This window comes from Pseudomonas sp. TWP3-2 (assembly GCF_049897765.1).
GTDB lineage: Bacteria > Pseudomonadota > Gammaproteobacteria > Pseudomonadales > Pseudomonadaceae > Aquipseudomonas.
The window spans coordinates 19,172-41,063 of record NZ_JAFCWW010000003.1 but is presented as its reverse complement, the minus strand read 5'-3'; the positions used below and the strand labels follow the sequence as shown (position 1 = coordinate 41,063).

The 21,892-nt window shown below is 58.0% G+C and carries 24 protein-coding genes and 2 pseudogenes; 10 read left to right on the top strand and 16 right to left on the bottom strand.

Annotated features, from left to right (window positions below; translation table 11 throughout):
- The first annotated feature begins 85 nt into the window (after positions 1–85).
- The gene (locus ACP7EE_RS05655; RefSeq protein WP_426233866.1) at positions 86–841 is read left to right on the top strand and encodes an SDR family NAD(P)-dependent oxidoreductase; all 756 of its coding nucleotides are present in this window, start codon (positions 86–88) and stop codon (positions 839–841) included.
- Positions 842–910: 69 nt separating this feature from the next.
- On the opposite strand, the gene ACP7EE_RS05650 is transcribed toward ACP7EE_RS05655, so the two are convergent.
- Positions 911–1,342: a multidrug/biocide efflux PACE transporter gene (locus ACP7EE_RS05650; protein ID WP_426233865.1), complete on the bottom strand. Its 432-nt coding sequence runs from the start codon at positions 1,340–1,342 to the stop codon at positions 911–913.
- An 89-nt stretch (positions 1,343–1,431) separates the two neighbouring features.
- Between ACP7EE_RS05650 and ACP7EE_RS05645 the strand changes: the two genes are divergently transcribed.
- Entirely contained in the window at positions 1,432–2,286 is an 855-nt protein-coding gene (locus tag ACP7EE_RS05645) for a LysR family transcriptional regulator (protein WP_420646379.1), read from the top strand.
- 142 nt (positions 2,287–2,428) lie between these two features.
- Here ACP7EE_RS05645 and ACP7EE_RS05640 read toward each other — a convergent pair whose 3' ends face one another.
- The 3 genes from ACP7EE_RS05640 to ACP7EE_RS05630 form a co-directional block, all read right to left on the bottom strand.
- Complete coding sequence (locus ACP7EE_RS05640) at positions 2,429–3,664, bottom strand: RNA polymerase sigma factor (RefSeq protein ID WP_426233864.1); 1,236 nt, start codon at positions 3,662–3,664, stop codon at positions 2,429–2,431.
- 3 nt (positions 3,665–3,667) lie between these two features.
- Positions 3,668–4,012, bottom strand: a complete 345-nt coding sequence (locus ACP7EE_RS05635; protein ID WP_426233863.1) for a YciI family protein — start codon at positions 4,010–4,012, stop codon at positions 3,668–3,670.
- A 66-nt stretch (positions 4,013–4,078) separates the two neighbouring features.
- Entirely contained in the window at positions 4,079–4,504 is a 426-nt protein-coding gene (locus tag ACP7EE_RS05630; RefSeq protein WP_426233862.1) for a YybH family protein, read from the bottom strand.
- A 142-nt stretch (positions 4,505–4,646) separates the two neighbouring features.
- Between ACP7EE_RS05630 and ACP7EE_RS05625 the strand changes: the two genes are divergently transcribed.
- Together ACP7EE_RS05625 and ACP7EE_RS05620 are read left to right on the top strand one after the other, a co-directional pair.
- Positions 4,647–5,132, top strand: a complete 486-nt coding sequence (locus ACP7EE_RS05625) for a GNAT family N-acetyltransferase (RefSeq protein WP_426233861.1) — start codon at positions 4,647–4,649, stop codon at positions 5,130–5,132.
- Between the two features lie 18 nt (positions 5,133–5,150).
- On the top strand, positions 5,151–5,756 hold the full coding sequence (locus ACP7EE_RS05620) for a pyridoxamine 5'-phosphate oxidase family protein (protein WP_426233860.1): 606 nt from the start codon (positions 5,151–5,153) through the stop codon (positions 5,754–5,756).
- 122 nt (positions 5,757–5,878) lie between these two features.
- Here ACP7EE_RS05620 and ACP7EE_RS05615 read toward each other — a convergent pair whose 3' ends face one another.
- From ACP7EE_RS05615 to ACP7EE_RS05605, 3 genes are all read right to left on the bottom strand, one after another.
- Positions 5,879–6,367, bottom strand: a complete 489-nt coding sequence (locus tag ACP7EE_RS05615) for a GNAT family N-acetyltransferase (protein ID WP_426233859.1) — start codon at positions 6,365–6,367, stop codon at positions 5,879–5,881.
- Between the two features lie 316 nt (positions 6,368–6,683).
- Entirely contained in the window at positions 6,684–7,178 is a 495-nt protein-coding gene (locus tag ACP7EE_RS05610; RefSeq protein WP_426233858.1) for a GyrI-like domain-containing protein, read from the bottom strand.
- A 67-nt stretch (positions 7,179–7,245) separates the two neighbouring features.
- The gene (locus tag ACP7EE_RS05605) at positions 7,246–7,908 is read right to left on the bottom strand and encodes a LysE family translocator (protein WP_426233857.1); all 663 of its coding nucleotides are present in this window, start codon (positions 7,906–7,908) and stop codon (positions 7,246–7,248) included.
- Between the two features lie 139 nt (positions 7,909–8,047).
- Here ACP7EE_RS05605 and alaC point away from each other — a divergent pair, with 139 nt between their 5' ends.
- Positions 8,048–9,256: an alanine transaminase gene (gene alaC / locus ACP7EE_RS05600; RefSeq protein ID WP_426233856.1), complete on the top strand. Its 1,209-nt coding sequence runs from the start codon at positions 8,048–8,050 to the stop codon at positions 9,254–9,256.
- Between the two features lie 65 nt (positions 9,257–9,321).
- Here the strand turns inward: alaC and ACP7EE_RS05595 are convergent, their stop codons facing one another.
- Together ACP7EE_RS05595 and ACP7EE_RS05590 are read right to left on the bottom strand one after the other, a co-directional pair.
- The gene (locus ACP7EE_RS05595; RefSeq protein ID WP_420646368.1) at positions 9,322–10,674 is read right to left on the bottom strand and encodes a GntP family permease; all 1,353 of its coding nucleotides are present in this window, start codon (positions 10,672–10,674) and stop codon (positions 9,322–9,324) included.
- Positions 10,675–10,756: 82 nt separating this feature from the next.
- Positions 10,757–11,290 (bottom strand): gluconokinase, encoded by a 534-nt coding sequence (locus tag ACP7EE_RS05590; RefSeq protein WP_426206879.1) that lies wholly within the window; start codon positions 11,288–11,290, stop codon positions 10,757–10,759.
- 216 nt (positions 11,291–11,506) lie between these two features.
- Here ACP7EE_RS05590 and ACP7EE_RS05585 point away from each other — a divergent pair, with 216 nt between their 5' ends.
- Positions 11,507–12,538 (top strand): LacI family DNA-binding transcriptional regulator, encoded by a 1,032-nt coding sequence (locus ACP7EE_RS05585; RefSeq protein ID WP_426233855.1) that lies wholly within the window; start codon positions 11,507–11,509, stop codon positions 12,536–12,538.
- An 86-nt stretch (positions 12,539–12,624) separates the two neighbouring features.
- On the opposite strand, the gene ACP7EE_RS05580 is transcribed toward ACP7EE_RS05585, so the two are convergent.
- On the bottom strand, positions 12,625–13,503 hold the full coding sequence (locus tag ACP7EE_RS05580) for a LysR family transcriptional regulator (RefSeq protein ID WP_426233854.1): 879 nt from the start codon (positions 13,501–13,503) through the stop codon (positions 12,625–12,627).
- A 120-nt stretch (positions 13,504–13,623) separates the two neighbouring features.
- On the opposite strand from ACP7EE_RS05580, the gene ACP7EE_RS05575 reads away from it, so the two are divergent.
- Positions 13,624–14,055 carry a PACE efflux transporter gene (locus ACP7EE_RS05575; RefSeq protein ID WP_426233853.1) on the top strand — a complete coding sequence of 144 codons (432 nt, stop codon included), beginning with the start codon at positions 13,624–13,626 and terminating at the stop codon, positions 14,053–14,055.
- 150 nt (positions 14,056–14,205) lie between these two features.
- Positions 14,206–14,616, top strand: a complete 411-nt coding sequence (locus ACP7EE_RS05570; protein ID WP_426233852.1) for a hypothetical protein — start codon at positions 14,206–14,208, stop codon at positions 14,614–14,616.
- Positions 14,617–14,669: 53 nt separating this feature from the next.
- On the opposite strand, the pseudogene ACP7EE_RS05565 reads toward ACP7EE_RS05570, so the two are convergent.
- Positions 14,670–15,092: pseudogene (locus ACP7EE_RS05565) on the bottom strand (methyl-accepting chemotaxis protein); the annotation flags it as partial.
- Positions 15,093–15,212: 120 nt separating this feature from the next.
- A pseudogene (locus ACP7EE_RS05560) lies at positions 15,213–15,989 on the bottom strand (PAS domain-containing protein); the annotation flags it as partial.
- 753 nt (positions 15,990–16,742) lie between these two features.
- On the opposite strand from ACP7EE_RS05560, the gene ACP7EE_RS05555 reads away from it, so the two are divergent.
- Positions 16,743–17,162: a GNAT family N-acetyltransferase gene (locus ACP7EE_RS05555; RefSeq protein ID WP_426233851.1), complete on the top strand. Its 420-nt coding sequence runs from the start codon at positions 16,743–16,745 to the stop codon at positions 17,160–17,162.
- Here ACP7EE_RS05555 and def read toward each other — a convergent pair whose 3' ends face one another.
- From def to ACP7EE_RS05540, 3 genes are all read right to left on the bottom strand, one after another.
- Complete coding sequence (gene def / locus ACP7EE_RS05550) at positions 17,163–17,702, bottom strand: peptide deformylase (protein ID WP_426233850.1); 540 nt, start codon at positions 17,700–17,702, stop codon at positions 17,163–17,165.
- Positions 17,703–17,704: 2 nt separating this feature from the next.
- Positions 17,705–18,655, bottom strand: coding sequence for a YihY/virulence factor BrkB family protein (locus ACP7EE_RS05545; protein WP_426206872.1), 951 nt, complete (start codon positions 18,653–18,655; stop codon positions 17,705–17,707).
- Between the two features lie 176 nt (positions 18,656–18,831).
- Positions 18,832–19,023: a CsbD family protein gene (locus ACP7EE_RS05540; RefSeq protein WP_420646360.1), complete on the bottom strand. Its 192-nt coding sequence runs from the start codon at positions 19,021–19,023 to the stop codon at positions 18,832–18,834.
- Positions 19,024–19,220: 197 nt separating this feature from the next.
- Here ACP7EE_RS05540 and ACP7EE_RS05535 point away from each other — a divergent pair, with 197 nt between their 5' ends.
- Positions 19,221–19,598: a hypothetical protein gene (locus tag ACP7EE_RS05535; RefSeq protein WP_426233849.1), complete on the top strand. Its 378-nt coding sequence runs from the start codon at positions 19,221–19,223 to the stop codon at positions 19,596–19,598.
- Positions 19,599–19,841: 243 nt separating this feature from the next.
- Here ACP7EE_RS05535 and fadD1 read toward each other — a convergent pair whose 3' ends face one another.
- On the bottom strand, positions 19,842–21,539 hold the full coding sequence (gene fadD1, locus ACP7EE_RS05530) for a long-chain-fatty-acid--CoA ligase FadD1 (RefSeq protein WP_426206224.1): 1,698 nt from the start codon (positions 21,537–21,539) through the stop codon (positions 19,842–19,844).
- Between the last annotated feature and the right edge of the window lie 353 nt (positions 21,540–21,892).

Sequence of the window (21,892 nt, the reverse complement as noted above, 5' to 3'; positions counted from 1 at the left end):
TGATTCCGCTTTCAGTCTGTTTATCACCCCATAGCGGATAAATAAACTGGGCCACATCATCACTCACCGCAATCGAGGCCGACACATGAACCGCAAAATCGCATTGATCACTGGCGCCAGCCGTGGCTTGGGCAAGAACGCAGCACTGCACCTCGCCGCGCAAGGTGTGGACATCATCGGCACTTACAACAGCCGCGCTGATGAAGCTCAGGCGCTGGTGGCAGAAGTGGAAAAACTCGGCGGCCAAGCTGTGATGCTGCAGCTGGACGTGAGCCGAAGTGAGGGTTTTGCAGAGTTCGGCGTTCGGGTTGAGCAAGCGTTGCAGCAGTTGAATCGTGAACGGTTCGATTTTTTGATCAACAACGCCGGAATCGGCGTACATGCCAGCTTCGCTGAAACCACGGTCGAGCAGTTTGATCTGCTGATGAACATCCAGCTCAAAGGGCCGTTTTTTCTGACTCAACAGTTGCTGCCGTTGATCAACGACGGCGGGCGGATCATCAACATCTCCAGCGGCCTGACCCGCTTCAGCCTGCCAGGCTACGGCGCTTACGCCGCGATGAAAGGCGCGATGGAAGTGCTGACCCGTTATCAGGCGAAAGAGCTTGGAGCGCGGCAGATTTCGGTGAATATCCTGGCACCTGGCGCCATCGAGACTGATTTCGGTGGCGGCGCGGTGCGCGATAATTCGGCGATTAACGCGATGGTTGCCAGCAATACCGCGCTGGGCCGTGCCGGTCAGCCGGATGACATTGGCGGAGCGCTGGCGCTGTTGCTGTCACCGGGAGCACAGTGGATCAATGGGCAGCGAGTCGAAGCGTCGGGCGGGATGTTTCTCTGATTGCAAGACAGTTGCACAATCATTGTGGCGAGGGAGCTTGCTCCCTCGCCACAAATTGGTGTTTAACAATCAGGCAGTGCGAGCAGTCACCAACCGCGCACGCACCACGTCATAACCCCAGTGGTAAACGTAGGTGTACGGCAGGAAAAACAGCAGCACGCCAATATCGAGCAAGAACGCTTGCCACACACTGACCGACAGCCACCACGCGATCAGCGGCACGCCCATCACGATCAACCCGCCTTCGAACAGCAGCGCATGCACCACCCGCACCCAGGCGTTGTGTTCGACGTTCATGCGTTTCAACGCGCGGTCGAAAAAGCCGTTAAACACCACGTTCCACGCCAACGCCAATGCGGCGATCAGCAACGTGACCAGGCCCATGTCGAGCAGCGGTTTGTCCATGATCCATGCCAGCAACGGCGTACAGATCAGGATCGCCAGCAGCTCGAAACCGATGGCCTGGAAAATACGTTCAGTGATGGATTTGTTGGCAGTCATGGCCTGACTCCTTGAGTGAAGATGGTTGCCATGATCCAGCCTTGTCCCGATACTTCATAACCAATAACCATCGATCAAGGCGATAGTTCATGGCATCTCAGGAAGTGTTGCTGGCGTTCGTGCAAGCGGCCACGCAAGGCTCGTTTTCGGCGGCGGCGCGAAAATTGGGGCGCAGTCAGTCGACCATCAGTGCGGCGGTGGCAAGTCTGGAGATTGATCTGGATCTGATCCTCTTTGATCGCAGCAGCCGTAAGCCGACGCTCACGCCTGAAGGGCACGTCATGCTGCAACGCGCCGAGGCGATTCTGGCGGCGACCAATCGCCTGGAAATGACTGCGCGGCAATTGGCACAGGGCGTCGAGCCGAAGCTGACGGTGGTGATTTCCGACACTTATCAGTCGGATCGATTCGAAGCAGCCTTGGTCGGCTTCGAGCAGCGTTACCCGGATCTGGAGCTGGAATGCCTGATCGCCGAGTGCGACGACATGATCGAACTGGTGCAGCGTGGCCGCGCGCACATGGGATTTGCCGAGATGCGCGACAGCTACCCGCCGGATCTGGAGACCTCGACAGTTGCCGAGAACACTGAAATCGGCTTATTCGTCGGCCTTGACCATCCGTTGGCTAAGCTCGAACACATCGATCAGGCAGAACTGGCGCAGCATCGCGAATTGCGCCTGGCGACCATCGTCAATCCGTATGACAGTCGCGGCAAAGGCCGGGTGTGGTCGGCGCCGAGTTATCTGATGCTGCTGGAAATGGCCGAAAAAGGTTTCGGCTGGGCACCGTTGCCCCGCTGGCTGGTGGGGCGTTTCGGCAATGGCTTGCTGGTGGAATTGAAAGTGCGCGGCTGGCCGAAACCGGTGTTTGTCGATGCGCTGTGGTCGCGGCTGTATCCGCCGGGGCCGGCGGGGAGTTGGTTGCTGAGCAAGATGCTGGAATAAATATACCGGTCTTTCGGGCCCCTTCGCGGGCAAGCCCGCTCCCACAGTTTTTTGCAGTGTTCAAAAATATTCTGTACGACGCGGATACTGTGGGAGCGGGCTTGCCCGCGAAGAGGCCAGTATTGTCAGCGCACCATTCAGATCAGCTCAACGCTTGCAGCCGCGCCTCGATGAACCGCCGCTCCGGCTCTTGCCGCGTCAGCTCCAACGCCCGCAGATACGCCGCCCGCGCCTCCTCCACCCGACCCAACTGCCGACAAAACTCCGCTCGCGCTGAATGCGCCAAGTGGTAATCCTGCAATTCTCTGCGCTCAAGAATCGCCTCAATCAACACCAACCCGGCCAACGCCCCATCACGCTTGGCCACTGCCACCGCCCGATTCAACTCGATCACCGGCGAAGGCACCGCCCGCAACAACACGTCATACAGCCCGACAATCTGCTCCCAATCCGTCTCCCCCGCCGTCGCCGCTTCGGCATGCACTGCGGCAATCGCCGCTTGCAGGCAATACGGGCCAAACCGCCGGGTGCTCAGCGACCGCTCCACCAGCGCGCAACCTTCAGCAATCATGGCGCCATCCCACAACCGCCGATCCTGATCATCCAATAGCACCAGTTCACCTTCGGCCGATGAGCGCGCCGGCCGCCGCGACTCGTGCAACAGCATCAACGCCAGCAACCCCATCACCTCCGGCTCCGGCAACAATTCCATCAACAAGCGCCCCAGCCGAATCGCCTCACGCGTCAGGTCTTCACGGGTGACCTGCGCGCCCATCGATGCCGAATATCCTTCGTTGAACACCAGATAAACCACCCGCAAAACACTGTCGAGGCGCTCGGGCAATTCGCTCAGGCTCGGCACTTGATAGGGGATTTTTGCGTCACGGATTTTCGCTTTGGCGCGCACAATGCGCTGGGCAATCGCCGCCGGTGCCGAGAGAAACGCGCGGGCGATTTCTTCGGTGGTGAGGTCGCAGACTTCACGCAAAGTCAGTGGCACCTGCGCGTCCGCCGCCAGCGCCGGGTGGCAGCAGGTGAAAATCAGCCGCAGGCGATCGTCTTCCACATCTTCATTGCTCCAGTCGGTCAGCTCCAGTTCCTCAAGTTGCGCCAGCAACAGCGGTTGCGAAGCCTTGAACCGCGCGCGACGGCGCAACACATCGATGGCTTTGAAACGCCCGGTGGACACCAGCCAGGCGCGCGGATTGTCCGGCACGCCGTCGCGCTGCCAGCGCTCGACCGCGATGAAAAACGCCTCATGCAAGGCCTCTTCGGCCAGATCGAAATCACCGAGCAGACGAATCAAGGTCGCGAGAATCCGCCGCGAGTCTTCGCGATAGACCTGCTCGACCCGCGCCTTGATCGCTGCGTCGGTCATCGGTCAGACGTTCAACTGGCGCACGGGACGCACTTCGACACTGCCGACCCGCGCTGCAGGGATATTCCCCGCGACCTGAATCGCCTCGTTGAGATCGCGCGCATCGATCAGATAGAACCCCGCCAGTTGCTCCTTGGTTTCGGCGAACGGCCCGTCGGTGATCGACAACTTGCCATTGCGCATACGCACGGTGGTGGCGGTCTGCACCGACTCCAAAGCTTCGGCGGCAATCATGCGGCCGCTGCCCTGAATCGACTCGGCATAAGCCCAGCATTCCGCATCCTCCGGGCTGTCGGGCTGCGAATGCAGCAGGTGCTCGTCGCTGTACACCAGACATAGATATTTCATGGCTTTCTCCCGACTGGAACGGATCAACTATGGCCGCAGATCGACACTTTGGCGAACGGACGCGGCTTACGGCGTAACGTCGAACAAGGTCGCGCCGCTCATCGGATCGAACGGTGCCGACCAGTGCTCGTGAACAATCTTCCACGCCGCGCCCTCCTGCCGGTAGCACGCGGTGACGCGCATCCAGCAACTCTGGGTTTCGCCCTTTTCATTGGTGCCACCACAGTTGGCCACCCAGTGCGCAAACGCGATGTTGTCCGCTGTCTCAATGGCGATTTCCTGAAATTCGAAAATGTGCGGGCCGGGGCACATTTCCATGCAGGCCAGCCAGTGCGCGCGATAGGCCGGTTTGCCTTTGAATTGCAGGGCCTTGATCGCGTCGAACGAGACGATGTCGTCGGCGTACAGGGCCATGACTTTTTCCACGTCCTTGGCCATCACGGCTTGGCGGTAGGTATCGATCAGGGTCTGGATCTGTGCTTGTGCGCTCATAGGGGTTCTCCTTGGTTTTTGTTGTGAAGACACCCTTAGTCGTCTGGCGAATCGATGGATCGACAGCTGCAACAAAAAATTTCCGAAGTAACCAAACTGGTTAGAATCCAAGGCTCTTCTTTGTAGGAAAAAGGAAATTCCCGTGTCAGCCCGACTCGTGCCTTACGACAGCCTGAATGCCACCCAGCGGCAGCAGGTCGAGGCGATTGAAATCCACGCCGAGCAGATCAAATTCTCCGGCGACATCCACGGTGCGTTGCACACACTGCTCTCTAAACCTGCGCCCGGCGTGAAGGGTTTTGCCCTGCTGGCCGACGAGGTGCCGGTGGCGTTCTTGCTGCTCAAACGCCCGCCAGTGCTACCGGCGTGGGCCGATGAAAACAGCGCCACATTGCATGCGTTACAGGTCGATCGCCGGGCGCAGGGCAAGGGTTACGGCAAAGCCTGTTTGCAGGCGCTGCCAGAGGTTGCGCGTCAGGCCTGGCCGGAAATCAAAGGCCTGGAACTGTCGGTCGACGCCGACAACGAAGCCGCCATCGCGCTGTACGCCAAACATGGCTACGTCGACAGCGGCGAAGCGTACAAGGGCCGGATCGGTTACGAGCGGCGCATGGGCCTGTTTTTCTAAATCATCGAGGGATGCACGATGATCGACTCAATCGAAGCGCTGGAAGCGATTTACGGACTGCCCCACGAGCGGGCGGTGCGCAAGCAGATTGGTTTTCTCAACGAGGACTATCAGGCGATGGTCCGCGTCTCGCCGCTGGTGATCGTCAGCTCCGTGGGCGCCGATGGCCTCGACAGTTCACCGCGCGGTGACGTGGCCGGATTTGTGCAGATCATTGATTCGCGCACCTTGGCGTTGCCGGATAGACCGGGCAACAACCGCATCGATACCTTGCGCAATGTGCTGCACGATCCGCGCGTGTCGCTGCTGTTCATTATTCCGGGGATTGGCGAGACGTTGCGCGTTAACGGCACGGCGACCATCAGTGCGGATCCGGCGTTGCTGGAGAGCTTTGCAGTGAACGGCAAACCGGCGCGCACGGTGTTGCTGGTGACGGTGGACGCGGCGTTTTTCCATTGTTCGAAAGCGTTTGTGCGTTCGGATGCATGGAATCCCGAGACGCATTTGCCGCGTTCGGCATTGCCCACGGCTGGCGCCTTTCACAAGCGCCTGAACGACGGCCAGTTCGATGCCGAGACCTACGACCGTGAAGCGCCGGCCAGAGTGCAAAACAGCCTCTACTGACGTACCACTGCCCACTGTGGGAGCTGGCTTGCCAGCGATGGCGTCGGTACAGCAAACATTGATGTCGACTGAACCACCGCTATCGCTGGCAAGCCAGCTCCCACAGGGTTTTGCGTAATGACTTACAAGGTCAGGATCATCTCGTGCCACGCCATTCCGCCGTGGTCGGATGCCGACGGTTTGATGTAGGCAAAGCCGAATCCGGCATACAGCGGAATGTGTTGCTCCTTGCACATCAGATGGATCGTCGCCTTGCCCAGGCCGCGCATGCGTTCGATGAATTCACCCAGCAAACGCTTGGCCAGGCCCTGCCTCTGATAATCCGGATGCACCACCACCGACATGATCACCACGTTCGGCCCGGCCGGGTCGTGGCCGATCAGTTCCTTGAAGGCTTCGTCGGACATTTGCACGTCGAATGCCGCGCCGGAGTTGATGAAACCGGCAACCTCCCCGTCCACCTCGGCAACGATGAAACCGTCCGGCCAGGTGGCAATGCGCGTGGCGATTTTTTCGCGGGTGGCCGCTTCATCGCCTTCGTAGGCGAGGGTTTCGATGGCGTAGCAGCGATCGAGGTCGGCGGCGCTGACGTTGCGGATGATGGTGTTCATGGCGGCTCGAAATCAATGAAAACAAGCGGCAAAGGATAAAGGAATAAGCCGCTCATATCGATCCGCCCTGGCGGCGTAAAGCTTGTGTATAAGCGCTTTTCTTCGGATTCGCGGCAGGTTATTGCTGACGCTTGTCTCTGATCACCCGTGGGGGAAACAGCGTATGAGCAGCTTTGAGATTGGTCTGTTGATGGTGGCTGGTATCAGCGTCTTTGGCTTCATCACTTTGGGCGTCGACCTGTTGCGGGCGCGTCGTGTCAGAGACAAGCACTGATAAACCGGCAGCGAGGGGGTAACTCACGCTGCCGGCTGATGTTCAGCCTCTGGTTTCGACCGGCACACAGATTTCCAGCTTGCCGGTCTTGAGCGTCGGATTGAAATCCGCGCTATAACGCTCCAGTTCCGGGGCGTTGAGTTCAACGTAGTGCGACTTCGGTAGCCAGGTTTTGTAGATGTACTGCAGGGTCTGCGGCAGATGTTCGAGTGATCCCTTGTGCTCAAACACCGCGTACTGACGAGGCAGCACTTCGATCCAGCGATACACGTCCTGCGGCAACTCATCGAGCTTGGTGATTTCCACCCCGGCGATGTAATCGAAGCCGCCCTTGCCGTCGAAATTGCAGCAGACACCGTAGGTCACTTCGCCTTTCTGGCCGGGAATTTTTCCCAGATGCGGCAGGAATTTCTCCCACAGTGCCGGAATTTTGTGCGCGGTTTCCTGAGTAAATCGATCACCCAAGCCTGCAATCAGCAGGAAGTGTCCATGTTCGAAGCGAGGTTCAGCCACTTCGACGCGTTTTTGCTCATCCATGACTCGACTCCTGGAACAAAAGAGGGGTTCGGCTGGGAGTATAGAAAGCCAAAGCCACTTCGCACGGTCAGAGCGTGTGCAACTGCTCGACGGCAGCCGCTCCAATGAACTCGTTGTAGCCAGATACGATCACGTATACCGCGAAATAACAGAAGATCGCTGCAGATGCCATGTACGAGTAGCGCAGCAACTTGTCACCCAAAAGCTTGCCGCCATGGCTCGCGGCGAAGCATAGCCCGGCCGACCACAGCAGTCCGGCACACAGGAACCCGCCGAGGAACAACGCCGAACTCAATGGCCCGCCGCCACCGGAACGCGCGATCAACGTGCCACCGACCGCCGCAAACCACAGAATCGCGCTCGGCGACGACATGGCGAGAAAAATCCCGCGCAAGAATTCCTTGCGATGCGAGTTCTGCCCCACTTCGGCGGTCGCGGCCAGCATGGCTTCGTGGTGAATCGCCGAGTAGATCATCTTCGCCGCGAAGTAGATCAACAACGCGGAACCACCGATCCACAGCACCCAGCGCACGGTTTCGTATTGCAGCAAAACGGTCATGCCCGCCAGCGCCAATACCGCGTAGATCAGGTCGCCGACGCAGGTGCCCAGTCCCAGCGCGAAGCCCTGGAAGTAACCGCGCTGCATCGCCAGGGTGATCATCGCGATGTTGGCCACGCCGATATCCAGGCACAGCGACAGGCTCAACAAGAAGCCACTGGTGAATTCCATCTAACGTTTTCCTTGGGGCAAATTTGTGTGTGCACAGGCTGGACAGTCGGCCGTCACTGCCCTTATCTTGCGCAACAGGTCACCGCAGTGACCAGCGTCGCTCGGACGGTTCCGGGCGCTTACGTTATCCGAGGCACCCATGGCTGAACAAGGTTCGCCGCGCCGCTTTGCGCGCATAGATCGACTCCCCCCTTACGTTTTCAACATCACCGCCGAGCTGAAGATGGCCGCGCGCCGTCGTGGTGAAGACATCATCGACTTGAGCATGGGCAACCCCGACGGGGCCACGCCGCCGCACATTGTCGAAAAGCTCGTGCAAGTCGCTCAGCGCGACGACACCCACGGTTACTCCACGTCCAAAGGCATTCCGCGCCTGCGCCGGGCGATTTCCAATTGGTACAAAAAGCGCTACGAGGTCGATATCGACCCGGAAAGCGAGGCCATCGTGACCATTGGCTCCAAGGAAGGCCTGGCGCATTTGATGCTGGCCACGCTGGATCAGGGCGACACGGTGCTGGTGCCAAACCCGAGTTATCCGATTCACATCTACGGCGCAGTGATTGCCGGCGCCCAGGTGCGTTCGGTGCCGCTGGTGCCGGGTGTGGATTTCTTCGCTGAACTGGAACGAGCGATTCGTGGCTCGATTCCGAAGCCGAAGATGATGATTCTCGGCTTCCCGTCGAACCCGACCGCGCAGTGCGTAGAGCTGGATTTCTTCGAAAGGGTGATCGCCCTCGCCAAGCAGTACGACGTACTGGTGGTGCACGATCTGGCTTATGCCGACATCGTCTACGACGGCTGGAAAGCCCCGTCGATCATGCAGGTGCCGGGTGCCAAGGACATTGCGGTGGAGTTTTTCACCCTGTCCAAGAGCTACAACATGGCCGGTTGGCGCATCGGTTTCATGGTCGGCAACCCGGAACTGGTTAACGCCCTGGCACGGATCAAGAGCTACCACGATTACGGCACCTTCACCCCGCTGCAAGTGGCGGCAATTGCTGCGCTGGAAGGTGATCAGCAATGCGTGCTCGACATCGCCGAGCAGTATCGGCAGCGGCGTAACGTGCTGGTCAAAGGCCTGCATGAACTGGGCTGGATGGTCGAAAACCCGAAAGCCTCGATGTACGTCTGGGCGAAGATTCCCGAGGCTTACGCGCATCTCGGTTCGTTGGAGTTTGCCAAGAAACTGCTGGCCGAGGCCAAGGTCTGCGTCTCGCCGGGTGTGGGCTTTGGTGAATATGGCGACGATCATGTGCGGTTCGCGCTGATCGAAAACCAGGACCGGATCCGTCAGGCCGTACGCGGGATTCGCGGGATGTTCCGGGCGGATGGGTTAGTCACCAAATAACCCGCAAATTTCACCCACAAAAAAACCGCATCGCTGCGGTTTTTTTGTGCCTGCGGATCGCTGACTTATACGAACATCGACAACAGCAGAATGAAGCCCAGCGCCACCACCGACAGGATGGTTTCCATCGCGGTCCAGGTCTTGAAGGTTTCGGCCACGGTCATGTTGAAGTACTGCTTCACCAGCCAGAAGCCGGCGTCGTTAACGTGGGACAGGATCAACGAACCTGCACCAGTGGCCAGCACCAGCAGCTCACGGTTGACGCCCGGAATCATCCCGACCACCGGCACCACAATGCCCGCGCCAGTGATGGTCGCGACCGTCGCCGAACCGGTGGCGATACGAATTACCGCCGCCACCAGCCACGCCAGCAGGATCGGCGAGATCTGCGCGCTGACCGCCATGTGGCCGATCACGTCACCGACGCCGCTGGTCACCAGCATCTGCTTGAAGCCACCGCCAGCACCGATGATCAGAATGATCGCTGCGGTTGGCGCAAGGCTCGCGTCGAGCCATTTGAGCATCTGGTTCGAACCGATGCCCTGCTTGTAGCCGAAGGTGTACAGCGACAGCAGCAATGCCAGCAGCAACGCCGAGATCGGGTGACCGATCATGTCCATCCAGATGCGGAAGAAGTGCCCGTCCGGCAGCGCAACGTCAGCGAAGGTTTTCAGTAGCATCAGGAACACCGGCAGCAGCACGGTAATCAAGGTGATGCTGAAGCTTGGCAGCACGGCAGAATCGTTTTCACGCGCCAGTTGATCGACCAGTTCCTGATTCGGATGACCCGGAATGTACTTGGCGATGAACGTGCCGTAGATCGGGCCGGCAATGATCGCAGTCGGCAGCGCCACGATCAAACCGTACAGAATGGTCTTGCCGATGTCTGCGCCAAACACGCCGATGGCCAGCAGCGGGCCCGGGTGCGGCGGCACCAGACCGTGCACCGCGGACAGACCGGCGAGCAGCGGGATACCGATCTTGATGATCGACACGCCAGTGCGGCGCGCAACGATGAACACCAGCGGAATCAGCAACACAAAGCCGATTTCGAAGAACAGCGGAATGCCCACCAGGAACGCGGCAAACATCATCGCCCATTGGACTTTGTCTTTGCCGAAGGCGCGGATCAGCGTTTGGGCAATCTGATCGGCACCGCCGGATTCGGCCATCATTTTGCCGAGCATGGTGCCCAGCGCGAGGATGATGCCGACGAAACCGAGCACGCCACCAAAGCCGTCCTGGAACGCCTTGATGATGGTGCCGATCGGCATGCCCGACGTCAGGCCGAGGAATGCAGCGGCAATGGTCAGGGCAATGAACGGATGCAGCTTGAACTTGGTGATCAGGACGATGAGTCCGATCACCGTAACCACTGCATCAAGCAGCAGGTACGCGTCGTGGGACATGCCAAACATAGGGGGTGTCTCCTGGCTTGTTGTTGTTATTAAAGCGGGTTAATCAGAAGTCGTGAGGACAGCGCTATCTGCGTGATCACTCTCATACCGGCTGCTGCAAGCCGTTGGCCTGCCACCACTGGTGGGCCTGCTCGGCCAGCTCTTCGACGCTGTGGATTGAAGCATTCAGCGCCAGGGTCAACGGCTCGCCCTTGGGCGATTCGAGGGTGGCGAACTGGCTTTCGATCAGCGTTGCAGGCATGAAATGGCCGGGGCGGTGCGACACACGTTCGGCGGCCACTTCAGGGGTCAGCTCAAGAAACACGAAGCCCAGGCCCGGCAAGGCACTGCGCAACACTTCGCGGTAACTGTGTTTGAGTGCGGAACAGGTCAACACCGGGCGCTGGCCCGTGGCGTCGATGCGGCGCAGTTCATCGCACAGGCTGTCGAGCCAGCCGGCGCGGTCTTGATCGTTCAGGGGAATCCCCGCGCTCATCTTTTCGATGTTCGCGGCCGGATGGAAAGTATCGCCTTCAATGGCAGTGGCGCCGCTCAAATGGCACAAGGCCTCGCTGACGCACGTCTTGCCGCAACCGGCAACGCCCATGATGACCAGGGCGGTGATGGGATGATTCATGAAACACCTCAGCGCGCAGACAGCGCTACCTTTGCATGCTATGACTCTAGTGCAGCGGTAGAAGTTGCCGACGCCTTCTTGTCGTTTTTTTGGGTTGCAGCAGGTTTGTTCCCGACGCCAAAAAGCGAGGATCAGGCAGGATCTCGCTCACGCATTTGCAGCTGCATCAGGACAGCGCTACCTTAGTGCCTTGATTTTTGTTTGGCAAGCCGCCCGATGACCACCTCTAAAAACGATAAAAATACCCGCACCACCGGCCGTCCCACTCTGAATGAAGTTGCCCGCCTGGCCGGCGTCAGCCCGATTACCGCCTCGCGTGCCTTGCGCGGGGTCAGCACGGTCGCCGCCGAACTGGTGGAAAAAGTGCAGAAAGCCGCGCTCGACCTGAACTATGTGGTCAACCCGGCCGCCCGCGCCTTGGCCTCTGCCCAGAGCCATTCTGTGGTGGTGCTGGTGCCTTCATTGTCCAACTTGCTGTTTATCGACACGCTGGAAGCCATTCATCGGGTACTGACGCCCAAGGGCTTCGAAGTGCTGATCGGCAACTTCCACTACTCGCGCGATGAAGAAGAAAACCTGCTGCGCAACTACATGGCCTATCAGCCGCGTGGCTTCCTGCTGACCGGGTTTGATCGCACCGAAAGTTCGCGACGAATGATCGAAGCCAGCAACATCCCCTGCGTGTACATGATGGAACTGGACAGCGCCGCCGGAGTGAATTGCGTGGGTTTCTCCCAACTCAGCGCCGGCGAAACCGCTGCGGAACACTTGCTGTCACGCGGACGCAAGCGTCTGGCCTACATCGGTGCGCAGCTCGATCAGCGCACGTTGTTGCGTGGCGAGGGATTCCGCAAGGCCTTGCAGAAGGCCGGTCGCTACGACCCGGATCTGGAAGTGCTGACGCCACGCTCATCCTCGGTGGGATTGGGCGGTGAGTTGTTTCTGCAACTGCTGGCGGCGCATCCGGATGTCGATGCGATCTTCTTCGGCAACGACGACCTGGCGCAAGGCGCATTGCTGGAAGCGTTGCGCAACGGGATCAAGATCCCCGAGCAGGTGGCGATTCTCGGCTTCAACGACTTGCCGATGTCCGAGCACATGGTGCCGCGTTTAAGCAGCATCAACACCCCGCGTGAGGCAATTGGCCGGCGCGCGGCGGAGCAGATGTTGACGTTGATGGCCGGCAACAGCGTGGCGCGGCCGGTGGAAGACATGGGCTTCGAACTGAAAATCCGCGAGAGCACCTGATCCCATGTAGGAGCTGCCGAAGGCTGCGATCTTTTGACTTTGATCTATCAAAAACAAGATCAAAAGATCGCAGCCTTCGGCAGCTCCTACAAAGGGCGAGCGAGTAGCTCGAGCAGCGCCAATGCGCCTTTGCGCAACGGTTGGCTCTTGAGCCACACCGCGTGCACCGGCAGCACCAGACCGTTTTCGATGTTGCGGAAATTCAGCCGTTTCAAGCGCCCCGCATCCAGCCACGGCTGCACCACCGACAGTGGAAAATTACCCCAGCCCAACCCAGCTTCAACCATCTCCAGCGCCGTCTCCAGGTTGTCGGTACGCCAGTACGATTCCGCCACCAGTGGCCGCGTTTCACTGATCGGCAAGTCGCGACTGGCAACGAAGATCTGTCGCACATGCAGCAAATCCTCGAGAAACAAATCCTGCCCCTGCAGCAACGGGCTGTCCGCAGCCAGCGTGGCGATCATCCGTTCGCTGCCAACGAACTGAAAACGCTCGAGTACATTCACGCTCAACCCGGCAAATGCCAAGCAGATACTGACGCGACCGCTGTGCAGCATCGCCAGCACATCATCCTGCGGGGCGGTCAGCACTTCGATTTCAAGCAACGGATGACGTTCGGCAATCACTTTGATCGCCGCCAGCAAACGTCGACGGTCGATATCCGCGACCACGCCAATCGACAGCTTGCTCTCAAGCCCCAGCGACAACTCCACCGCATGCACGCGCAACTGCTTGAGCTGATCGGCAATCAGCCGTGCCTGTGGCACCAGCGACAGCGCCATCGCCGTGGGTTGCGGTTCGCGGGAGCTGCGATCGAACAGCGGATAACCGAGTTCGGCTTCAAGGTTGCCGATCCCCATGCTCACCGCCGACGGGACTTTACCCAGCGCGCGGGCTGCGGCGGAAAATGAGCCGCGTTCGATCACGGCGAGAAACAGTTCGATGCTGTCGCTGTTGAAATTCACTGCTCGACCTATCAATTAAACTGAAAGCTGCTGACTTTTTCTATCACACCTATTGAAGCTATCTTTCGTCGCCTTCGCCAGCCCCACTGGCCAATCAGTCGCAAGAAAGAGGCAATCCGCATGCAAGGCGTCAAACGCAAACTGGTCTACGTTTCACTCTATGAAGTGATCGGCATGACCTTCTCCGCCCTCGGTCTGGCGTTGTTGTCCGGCACTTCCCCGGGCAGCACCGGGCCGCTGGCGGTGATCATCACCACCATCGCTGTGACCTGGAATTTCATCTACACCACGCTGTTCGAGCAGTGGGAAAGCCGCCAGGTATCGCGCACGCGTACCGTCAAACGGCGGATTGCCCACGCGGTCGGGTTTCAACTGACGTTGATTGTGTTCCTGATTCCGTTGATCGCGTGGTGGATGAACATCAGCCTGGTGCAAGCGTTTCTACTGGATCTGGCACTGATCGTGTTTATCCCGTGCTACACGTTCGCGTTCAACTGGCTGTTTGATCGAGTGCTTGGTTTGCCGGCCTCGGCGATGCCGGATCCGGTTTGACGCGAAGCCAATTACCACTGATCCGATAACGTGAGAAATCGACAGACACCTGTAATTTCTGACAGTTGTCCTCCTCCTTAAAACTGGAACAGCATGGCCTGCAGTCACAGTTTTTCTGTGACGCCCACTCCAGTGAAAAAGGAAGAAAAAATGAGCACGGAAAAAAAAGCGACTGGCCTGTTTGGCGTGAAAGTGAGTGAGAACGACGGCCCGGAGGAAACGATCCCAACTACCGAGCATAGCCTTGATATTCAGACTGACCGTTTGACCGTCTCAGGCTTTGTGGAGACTCCCCAAGGGCGACGCGGTGTTCAAATAGATATTCACGGCGAGTTGAAACTTGGCACACATCCCTTCACGGAAAATTACAGCACCGCTGGTTTTTACAACCCGCATGGGCAGACTAGCTCTTGGGTCGGGAGAGTTAAAGGGGGGGCAATCGTCTTGTTGGAAGTAGACGTCGAGAAACAATTTGCCAGAGGAACATTTGAGTTTGTGGCGGAAGACCGACACAACCCGAACTCCGCTAAAGTAATCGGCAGCTTCTCTCTCACTGGCTAACTTTTAGCTAACCAGATTTGCCCCTCAATCACTGAGGGGCAAACCTCACATCGCTACTCGATCTTCAAAGTCTCATTAAACTGGCTGATCGCATCCACCACATGCCGCGATCCCTGCTGAATCTCCAGAATCACCTCCCCCGCCTCGTTCGCCAGTTCCACACCCAACCCGGTGCGGCTCAGGCTCGACTGCATGCTCGACACCGCGCTGAGTGACAGATCGTGGTTCTTGCGCACCACTTCGACAATTTCCAGCGTCGCCTGACTGGTACGCGCAGCCAGACTGCGCACTTCATCCGCGACCACGGCAAAACCCCGTCCATGCTCACCGGCGCGCGCCGCTTCGATGGCCGCGTTGAGTGCCAGCAGGTTGGTCTGATCGGCAATGCCGCGAATGGTCTGGACGATGGTGCCGATGATGTCCGACTGTTTGCTCACCGCATCGATGCTCTGCGCCGCCTCGTTGAGGTCGCGGGAAATGTCCTGAATGATCTGCACCGTTTGCTGCACGACCTGTGAGCCTTTTTGCGCACAGGCGTCGTTTTGTACCGAAGTGCTGTGGGCCGATTCCGCCGCGTTCTGCAAAGTGGTCATCTGGTGAGTGATGTCGCTGGCGAACTTGACCACTTTGTACAGTCGACCCTTGGCATCGAACAACGGGTTGTACGACGCTTCCAGGTACACCATTTGCCCGGACTTGTTCTTGCGTTCAAAACGATGCGAGTGATATTCGCCGCGATTCAGTGAAGCCCAAAACGCCTTGTATTGCGCAGACTCGGCTTCAGCACGATGACAAAACAGACTGTGGTGATGCCCGACGATTTCGCTGAGCGAGTACTGCATGGTCTTGATGAAGTTTTCGTTGGCGGTGATGACATTGCCATCCGGGGTGAACTCGATCACCGCCATCGAACGACCGATCGCCGCGAGCATACTTTCTTCTTCATGCTCTCTGTTGACCCTCTCGGTGATGTCGGAGGCGACTTTGATCACGCTTTTAACTTGTTTGTCCGGGCCGTACACCGGCATGTAACTGGCTTCGAGCCAGATCTCCCGACCGCTTTTGTTCAGGCGCAGAAACGTCCCGCTGATCGGTTCGCCACGGGCCAGGTCACGCCAGAGTTTTGCGTATTCTTCGCTGCGATAAAACACCTCTTCGCAGAAGATCCGATGGTGTTCGCCGCGCACTTCCTCGGCGCTGTAGCCCATGGTTTTACAGAAGTTGTCGTTGGCATCCAGCACGATGCCGTCGGGGGTGAATTCGATCATTGCCATCGAACGGCTGATCGCCGCCAACTTGGCGTTGGCCTCGGTCAGTGCGCAACTAAAGCGCTCGATTTCCTGCAGGTCAGCCTTGTGATGTAGGTTGAACATGTCTCTATCACCTTCCGCGCGGTCTTTTGATTTGATGAAAGTTCAGGTCTTTCAAGATCTACCACTACGTTCCGAAGAACAGGCACACGCCTTCCTCCACGGGAGGAAGTTGTCAGGTGATAACTGATGATCAATCGGAGGGTCCGTGCAGCAACGCTCTAATCAAGACATCCTTCTCTTGATAGCCCGCGAGCGGGCCATTCCTAACATGCAGAAGAACTTCCATGTAAGTCATGCTCCTTGTTGGTTCAGTGTCCGGTGCCTTGGGTCGCGCACTCTGGCAGCTTTGATCAGTAGCTAACGGTTGGCTGTCGAGGCGCATGGTATTGCGGTCGACATAGTTAGTCAGGTGTCAGCATAGCCAGCGCAAAGCCGCGCGCAAGGCCACTAGTCGGCCAGTATCGGGGTGACTTAGGACAAAGATCGGAAGTGAAACGGTTCAGCGAAGATTTGGTTGACCGGGCGGTCGCACAGGCTTGGAAACAGGTCAGCTACACGGGAAATAAAGGGAGCTCAGAAACGGGCTCCCGATGGGCGTGATCAATGACCGAAGATGTCGACTTTCTTGGCCTTTTTCTCGTGGCGCTTCTCGATGGCGGTCTTGGCCGGTTTTTTCTTCGCGGCTTTCTTTGAATCCATACCTTTGGACATGATGCGTACTCCACTCACAGGGGATGTGAACTCAGGTATACACCTATCGCGGGACGCGCGTTGTTTTATAATCGCCGACCTTTGCACCGACAGTCTGAACCCATGACCGATACTCGCTATGCCCTGCTCGACGACCTGTCCTGGCCGTTGCTGAACAAGTTCTACCGCGCCCATCAGTCGCCGATGAAAGCCGTGCGCGAGGCGCAGTTATGGGTGGCGCGCCGCGAGGAAATCGTTGCGGCGCTGTGTTTGCGGCAGGTTTCAGGCGGGCATTGGCTGACGGGGTTGTTTGTTGATCCGGCGTGTCGTGAGCAAGGCATCGCTGCGCAGTTGATTGACGCTGCAGTGTCGGGTGTGGAGGAGCCGGTGTGGTTGTTCTGCCATCCGGACTTGCGCGGTTTTTACGAGCGGCGCGGTTTCAGCTTTGATCCCGAATTGCCGCAAGCGATGGCCGAGCGCCTGAGCCGGTATGCGCGGAGCAAGCCGATGATTGCGATGGAACTGGCGCCGCGCCTCGGCTGATCAGTCGTCCGCAGCTGGATCAAGATCCGGGAACAGCACTTCGGTAAATCCGAATTTGCTGAAGTCGGTAATGCGCGACGGATACAACCGCCCGATCAGGTGATCGCATTCATGCTGCACCACTCGCGCATGGAACCCCGAGGCCACGCGCACAATCGGCTCTACCTTCGGATCGTAGCCTTCGTAGCGAATCTGCTGATAACGATCCACCGCCCCGCGTAGACCCGGCACAGACAGACAGCCTTCGAAGCCCTCCTCGGTCAGCGTATTCAGCGGCGTAATCAACGGATTGATCAGGATCGTCTGCGGCACCGCTTCGGCATCCGGGTAACGCTCGCTGTGCTCGAAACCAAAAATCACCAGTTGCAGATCGACGCCGATCTGCGGTGCGGCCAAACCGACGCCGCCGACACTTTCCATGGTCTGGAACATGTCATCGATCAGTTGCCACAGCTCAGGGCTGTCGAACATTTCCGGCGGTACCGGTGGGGCGATGCGTAGCAGGCGTTCATCGCCCATTTTCAGGATTTCACGGATCATGATCAGGCTTCGTCAGTGTTGGGCTTGAGCGAGTGATCGCGTCCAAGGCCGGAAACGTGTTGTTTGGGGTGTTCGTCGAGTTCGCCCGGGACTTTCTCGCCCGGGTCCTTGCCCTCGCTGGACATGTGTTCGATCACCGCATTCATTTCCGCACCGAGCAACAGCACTGCGGCGGAAATGTAGAAATACAGCAACAGCACGATGATCGCGCCGATACTGCCGTACATCGCGTTGTAGTTGGCGAACGTCTTGACGTAAAACGCGAAACCCAACGAGGCGATGATCCACACCACCACCGCCAGCACCGAGCCGGGGGTGATGAAGCGGAATTCCTGTTTCACATCAGGCATCACGTAGTAGATGAGTGCCACGGCGACCATCATCAGAATCACGATCACCGGCCAGCGCGCGATGGTCCAGACCGTGACGATGAATTCTTCCAGACCAAACTGCCCGGCAATCCAGCCCATCACCTGCGGCCCGAGCACCATCAGCGCGGCGGCGGCCAGCAGCATGCCCGCAATACCAACGGTGTAGATGATCGACAGCGGGAATCGCTTCCACACCGGACGGCCTTCGACCACGTCATAAGCGGCGTTCATCGCGCTCATCATCAGCCGCACGCCGGCGGACGCGGTGTACAGGGCGATGACGATACCCACCGAGAGCAAGCCACCCTTGGACTGCTGCAACTGATCGATGACCGGGTTGACCTGTTCCAGCGCTTGCGGGGGCAGGACCAGTTCCGATTGCAGGCGCAGCCAGGAGAAGAAGTCCGGCAGGTGCAGAAAACCGATCAGGGCAATCAGAAACAGAATAAACGGGAACAGCGAGAACAGCATCTGGTAGGCCAGTGCCGAAGCATAGGTCGACATTTCGTCGTCGATGAATTCCGTGACCGTGCGCACCATCACCCGGTGCAGGGGTAAGCCTTTCATGGCTGGAAAAATCATTCGCGTCTCCTTTCGCCGCAGAACAGGTTGAAGTCGTGGCGACTCAGGGGCCGTTTTCTCTGATCAAAGTAGCCTAAATGGCAGCTTTGAAACACTGTGATCCGTGACTGTATGTGAACAACATACAAAAACGGCCATCCTTGGATGGCCGCTTCGGTGTTTCGTTCAAGGCCGGATCAGGCCTTGTCGACGCCTTTTTTGATAGCGTCTTTGGCTTTGCCGACAGCTTGCTGGGCTTCGCCTTTTTTCTCTTGGATCTTGCCTTCTACTTGCAGCTTGTCGTTGTCGGTGGCTTTACCGACGCCTTGCTTGACGTTGCCGACTGCTTCGTTGGCCATGCCTTTTACTTTATCGCCTGTGCTACTCATGGTGTTTCTCCTTGGTGCAATTAGGTGGAAAAGTCAGTACGTAATGATTGACCGGGCAGATTTGCGCCAAGTTTCATTTTTTTTTCGCGGCTCATTTCGTAGCGCGATGCAGGTTGGGCTTTATGTTTGCCTGCCAACCCACGAGAATGCGCAGCATATGGGCGCCACGCGCCAGGAACCGATCCCGCAGGAATGTTATGAAACTCGATAAAAAACTGGCCATCGCCCGTCGCAACCAGGAACTGGGCGGCGCCGTGCTCGGCAGCAACAACTGCCACTTCGCCGAACTGAACCGTAACCGCAATATCTGGTGGTTCGATTTGCCGGTGACACGTCTGGCGGTCGGTCAATACGAGTGGATTCACCTGCTGATGCACACGCCGGATACCAATGAGTTGCTGCACCTGAAAGTGCCGACGGTGTTTTTGCGTGAGAAGCTTGAAGGGCTGGTGATTCGTAACGAGGGCAAGCGTAAGGCTGCTTTGAGTCTGGAGCTGAGTGCGGATAAGGATTCGTATCTGCAGGACATGCGGCCGACGGGGACTAACGTGAATTTTGCGCCGTTTCGTCAGTGAGATTGGGGGATGGCCGTTTCCCCTCACCCTAGCCCTCTCCCGGAGGGAGAGGGGACTGACCGAAGTGTCTGGCCTTAAGACATTGACCTGAAAGTTATGAGTCGAACTCAGGATCTGAAGCATGAAGATCGGCTCCCTTTCCCCCTCTCCCATTGGGAGAGGGCTGGGGTGAGGGGCTGGTTCTAATTAACAGCAAATAACTCATGCCGAATAAAAAAGCCCCGCATCTGCGGGGCTCTTTGTTTAAGCGGCGTTCTTCGCCTTGATCTTCTTCAGCTCTTCATCGCGCAACTCACGACGCAAGATCTTGCCAACGTTGGTCGTCGGCAGCGCATCGCGGAATTCCACCGAACGCGGCACCTTGTAACCCGTGACATTGGCGCGCATGTGCTCCATCACGGTTTCCTTGGTCAGCGTGACACCCGGTTTGGCGACGATGAAAATCTTGATCGACTCGCCCGATTTTTCATCCGGAATGCCGATGGCTGCGCACTGCAATACGCCTGGCAGGGTCGCCAACACGTCTTCCAGTTCATTCGGATAGACGTTGAAACCAGAAACCAGAATCATGTCTTTCTTGCGATCAACGATGCGCATGTAGCCATCCGGCTGAATCAGCGCGATGTCGCCGGTTTTCAGCCAGCCTTCGCTGTCGAGCATTTCGTCGGTGGCGTCCTGACGCTGCCAGTAGCCCTTCATGACTTGCGGGCCTTTGACGCACAGTTCGCCGATCGAACCCAGTGGCTGTTCGACACCGGCATCGTCGATGACCTTGCACACGGTCGATGGCACCGGAATGCCGATGGTGCCGATCTGGATATGCTGGATCGGGTTGACCGTGGCCACCGGGCTGGTTTCGGTCATGCCGTAGCCTTCGCAGATGGAGCAACCGGTAACTTCTTTCCAGCGCTCGGCCGCCGCCAGTTGCAGGGCCATGCCGCCGGACAAGGTGACTTTCAGCGCCGAGAAATCCAGCTTGCGGAAGCCTTCGTTGTTGCACAGCGCCACGAACAGCGTGTTGAGGCCGACGAAACCGCTGAACTTCCACTTCGACAGTTCCTTGACCATCGCCGGCAGGTCGCGCGGGTTGCTGATCAGGATGTTGTGGTTGCCGATCAGCATCATCGCCATGCAATGAAAGGTGAACGCATAGATGTGGTACAGCGGCAGCGGCGTGATCAGGATCTCGCAGCCTTCATTCAGGTTGGAACCCATCAGCGCCTTGCACTGCAGCATGTTGGCGACGAGGTTGCGATGGGTCAGCATCGCGCCCTTGGCTACGCCGGTGGTGCCGCCGGTGTATTGCAACACCGCGACGTCGCCGCTGTGCGGATTGGCTTCGGCGACTGGCTGGCCGTGGCCCTTGCTCATCACGTCGTTGAACTTGACGGCTTTCGGCAGGTGATAGGCCGGCACCATTTTCTTCACGTACTTGATGACGCTGTTGATCAGCAGGCGCTTGAGCGGCGGCAACAGGTCGGCAACTTCGGTGACGATGATGTGTTTGACGCCGGTTTTCGGCACTACGGCTTCAGCCAGATGCGCCATGTTCGCCAGGCACACCAGGGCTTTTGCGCCGGAGTCGTTGAATTGGTGTTCCATTTCCCGCGCGGTGTACAGCGGGTTGGTGTTGACCACGATCAGCCCGGCGCGGATGGCACCGAAGACTGCGACCGGGTACTGCAACACGTTGGGCAGTTGCACGGCGATTCGATCACCGGGCTGCAAATCGGTATGCTGTTGCAGGTAAGCAGCAAAAGCACCGGACAATTCGTACAGTTCACCGTAGGTGATTGTCTTGCCCAGGTTGCTGAATGCCGGTTTGTCGGCGAAGCGTTGGCAGGATTGCTTCAACACTGCCTGAATATTCGGGTACTCGTCTGGATTGATGTCGGCAGCAATACCAGCGGGGTACTTATCCTTCCAAAAGTCTTCGTTCATGGAAGCCCACTCCTCAGCAACGCGAATTCAGCACCGCATTTGATGCGATTATTATTGGTGTGTGTTTTGTGTTGGTGAATCTGGCTTTTTAGCGGCCGAGAAGTCACAAAGCGCGCCGAGAGTAGCAGCTTTGGAAAGGGTCGACTAGAGCCAAAAGTGGCCCCTACAGTCACATTGATGACTCAAGAATTGCTGGCAGTCATTTTAGAGCAAAAATCCTAGACCACCTTGAAAGCACGATTTTTCAAGGGATCAAAAGCAAAAGATCGCAGCGTGGCGCCCCGACGACACGGGAAAACAAAAAAAAAATAGGGGAGGGGGCCCGCGGCGATAGTTTAGGGTTTTTTGGTTAG

Excerpts from the sequence above, each read along its gene's own strand:
- ACP7EE_RS05640 (WP_426233864.1), bottom strand. The coding sequence starts at position 3,664 with ATGACCGACGCAGCGATCAAGGCGCGGGTCGAGCAGGTCTATCGCGAA.
- ACP7EE_RS05590 (WP_426206879.1), bottom strand. The coding sequence starts at position 11,290 with ATGAATCATCCCATCACCGCCCTGGTCATCATGGGCGTTGCCGGTTGC.
- ACP7EE_RS05540 (WP_420646360.1), bottom strand. The coding sequence starts at position 19,023 with ATGAGTAGCACAGGCGATAAAGTAAAAGGCATGGCCAACGAAGCAGTC.
- ACP7EE_RS05635 (WP_426233863.1), bottom strand. The coding sequence starts at position 4,012 with ATGAAATATCTATGTCTGGTGTACAGCGACGAGCACCTGCTGCATTCG.
- ACP7EE_RS05585 (WP_426233855.1), top strand. The coding sequence starts at position 11,507 with ATGACCACCTCTAAAAACGATAAAAATACCCGCACCACCGGCCGTCCC.
- fadD1 (WP_426206224.1), bottom strand. The coding sequence starts at position 21,539 with ATGAACGAAGACTTTTGGAAGGATAAGTACCCCGCTGGTATTGCTGCC.
- ACP7EE_RS05620 (WP_426233860.1), top strand. The coding sequence starts at position 5,151 with ATGATCGACTCAATCGAAGCGCTGGAAGCGATTTACGGACTGCCCCAC.
- ACP7EE_RS05630 (WP_426233862.1), bottom strand. The coding sequence starts at position 4,504 with ATGAGCGCACAAGCACAGATCCAGACCCTGATCGATACCTACCGCCAA.
- ACP7EE_RS05645 (WP_420646379.1), top strand. The coding sequence starts at position 1,432 with ATGGCATCTCAGGAAGTGTTGCTGGCGTTCGTGCAAGCGGCCACGCAA.
- ACP7EE_RS05605 (WP_426233857.1), bottom strand. The coding sequence starts at position 7,908 with ATGGAATTCACCAGTGGCTTCTTGTTGAGCCTGTCGCTGTGCCTGGAT.
- ACP7EE_RS05570 (WP_426233852.1), top strand. The coding sequence starts at position 14,206 with ATGAGCACGGAAAAAAAAGCGACTGGCCTGTTTGGCGTGAAAGTGAGT.
- alaC (WP_426233856.1), top strand. The coding sequence starts at position 8,048 with ATGGCTGAACAAGGTTCGCCGCGCCGCTTTGCGCGCATAGATCGACTC.
- ACP7EE_RS05555 (WP_426233851.1), top strand. The coding sequence starts at position 16,743 with ATGACCGATACTCGCTATGCCCTGCTCGACGACCTGTCCTGGCCGTTG.
- def (WP_426233850.1), bottom strand. The coding sequence starts at position 17,702 with ATGATCCGTGAAATCCTGAAAATGGGCGATGAACGCCTGCTACGCATC.
- ACP7EE_RS05545 (WP_426206872.1), bottom strand. The coding sequence starts at position 18,655 with ATGATTTTTCCAGCCATGAAAGGCTTACCCCTGCACCGGGTGATGGTG.
- ACP7EE_RS05655 (WP_426233866.1), top strand. The coding sequence starts at position 86 with ATGAACCGCAAAATCGCATTGATCACTGGCGCCAGCCGTGGCTTGGGC.
- ACP7EE_RS05535 (WP_426233849.1), top strand. The coding sequence starts at position 19,221 with ATGAAACTCGATAAAAAACTGGCCATCGCCCGTCGCAACCAGGAACTG.
- ACP7EE_RS05650 (WP_426233865.1), bottom strand. The coding sequence starts at position 1,342 with ATGACTGCCAACAAATCCATCACTGAACGTATTTTCCAGGCCATCGGT.
- ACP7EE_RS05575 (WP_426233853.1), top strand. The coding sequence starts at position 13,624 with ATGCAAGGCGTCAAACGCAAACTGGTCTACGTTTCACTCTATGAAGTG.
- ACP7EE_RS05595 (WP_420646368.1), bottom strand. The coding sequence starts at position 10,674 with ATGTTTGGCATGTCCCACGACGCGTACCTGCTGCTTGATGCAGTGGTT.
- ACP7EE_RS05615 (WP_426233859.1), bottom strand. The coding sequence starts at position 6,367 with ATGAACACCATCATCCGCAACGTCAGCGCCGCCGACCTCGATCGCTGC.
- ACP7EE_RS05610 (WP_426233858.1), bottom strand. The coding sequence starts at position 7,178 with ATGGATGAGCAAAAACGCGTCGAAGTGGCTGAACCTCGCTTCGAACAT.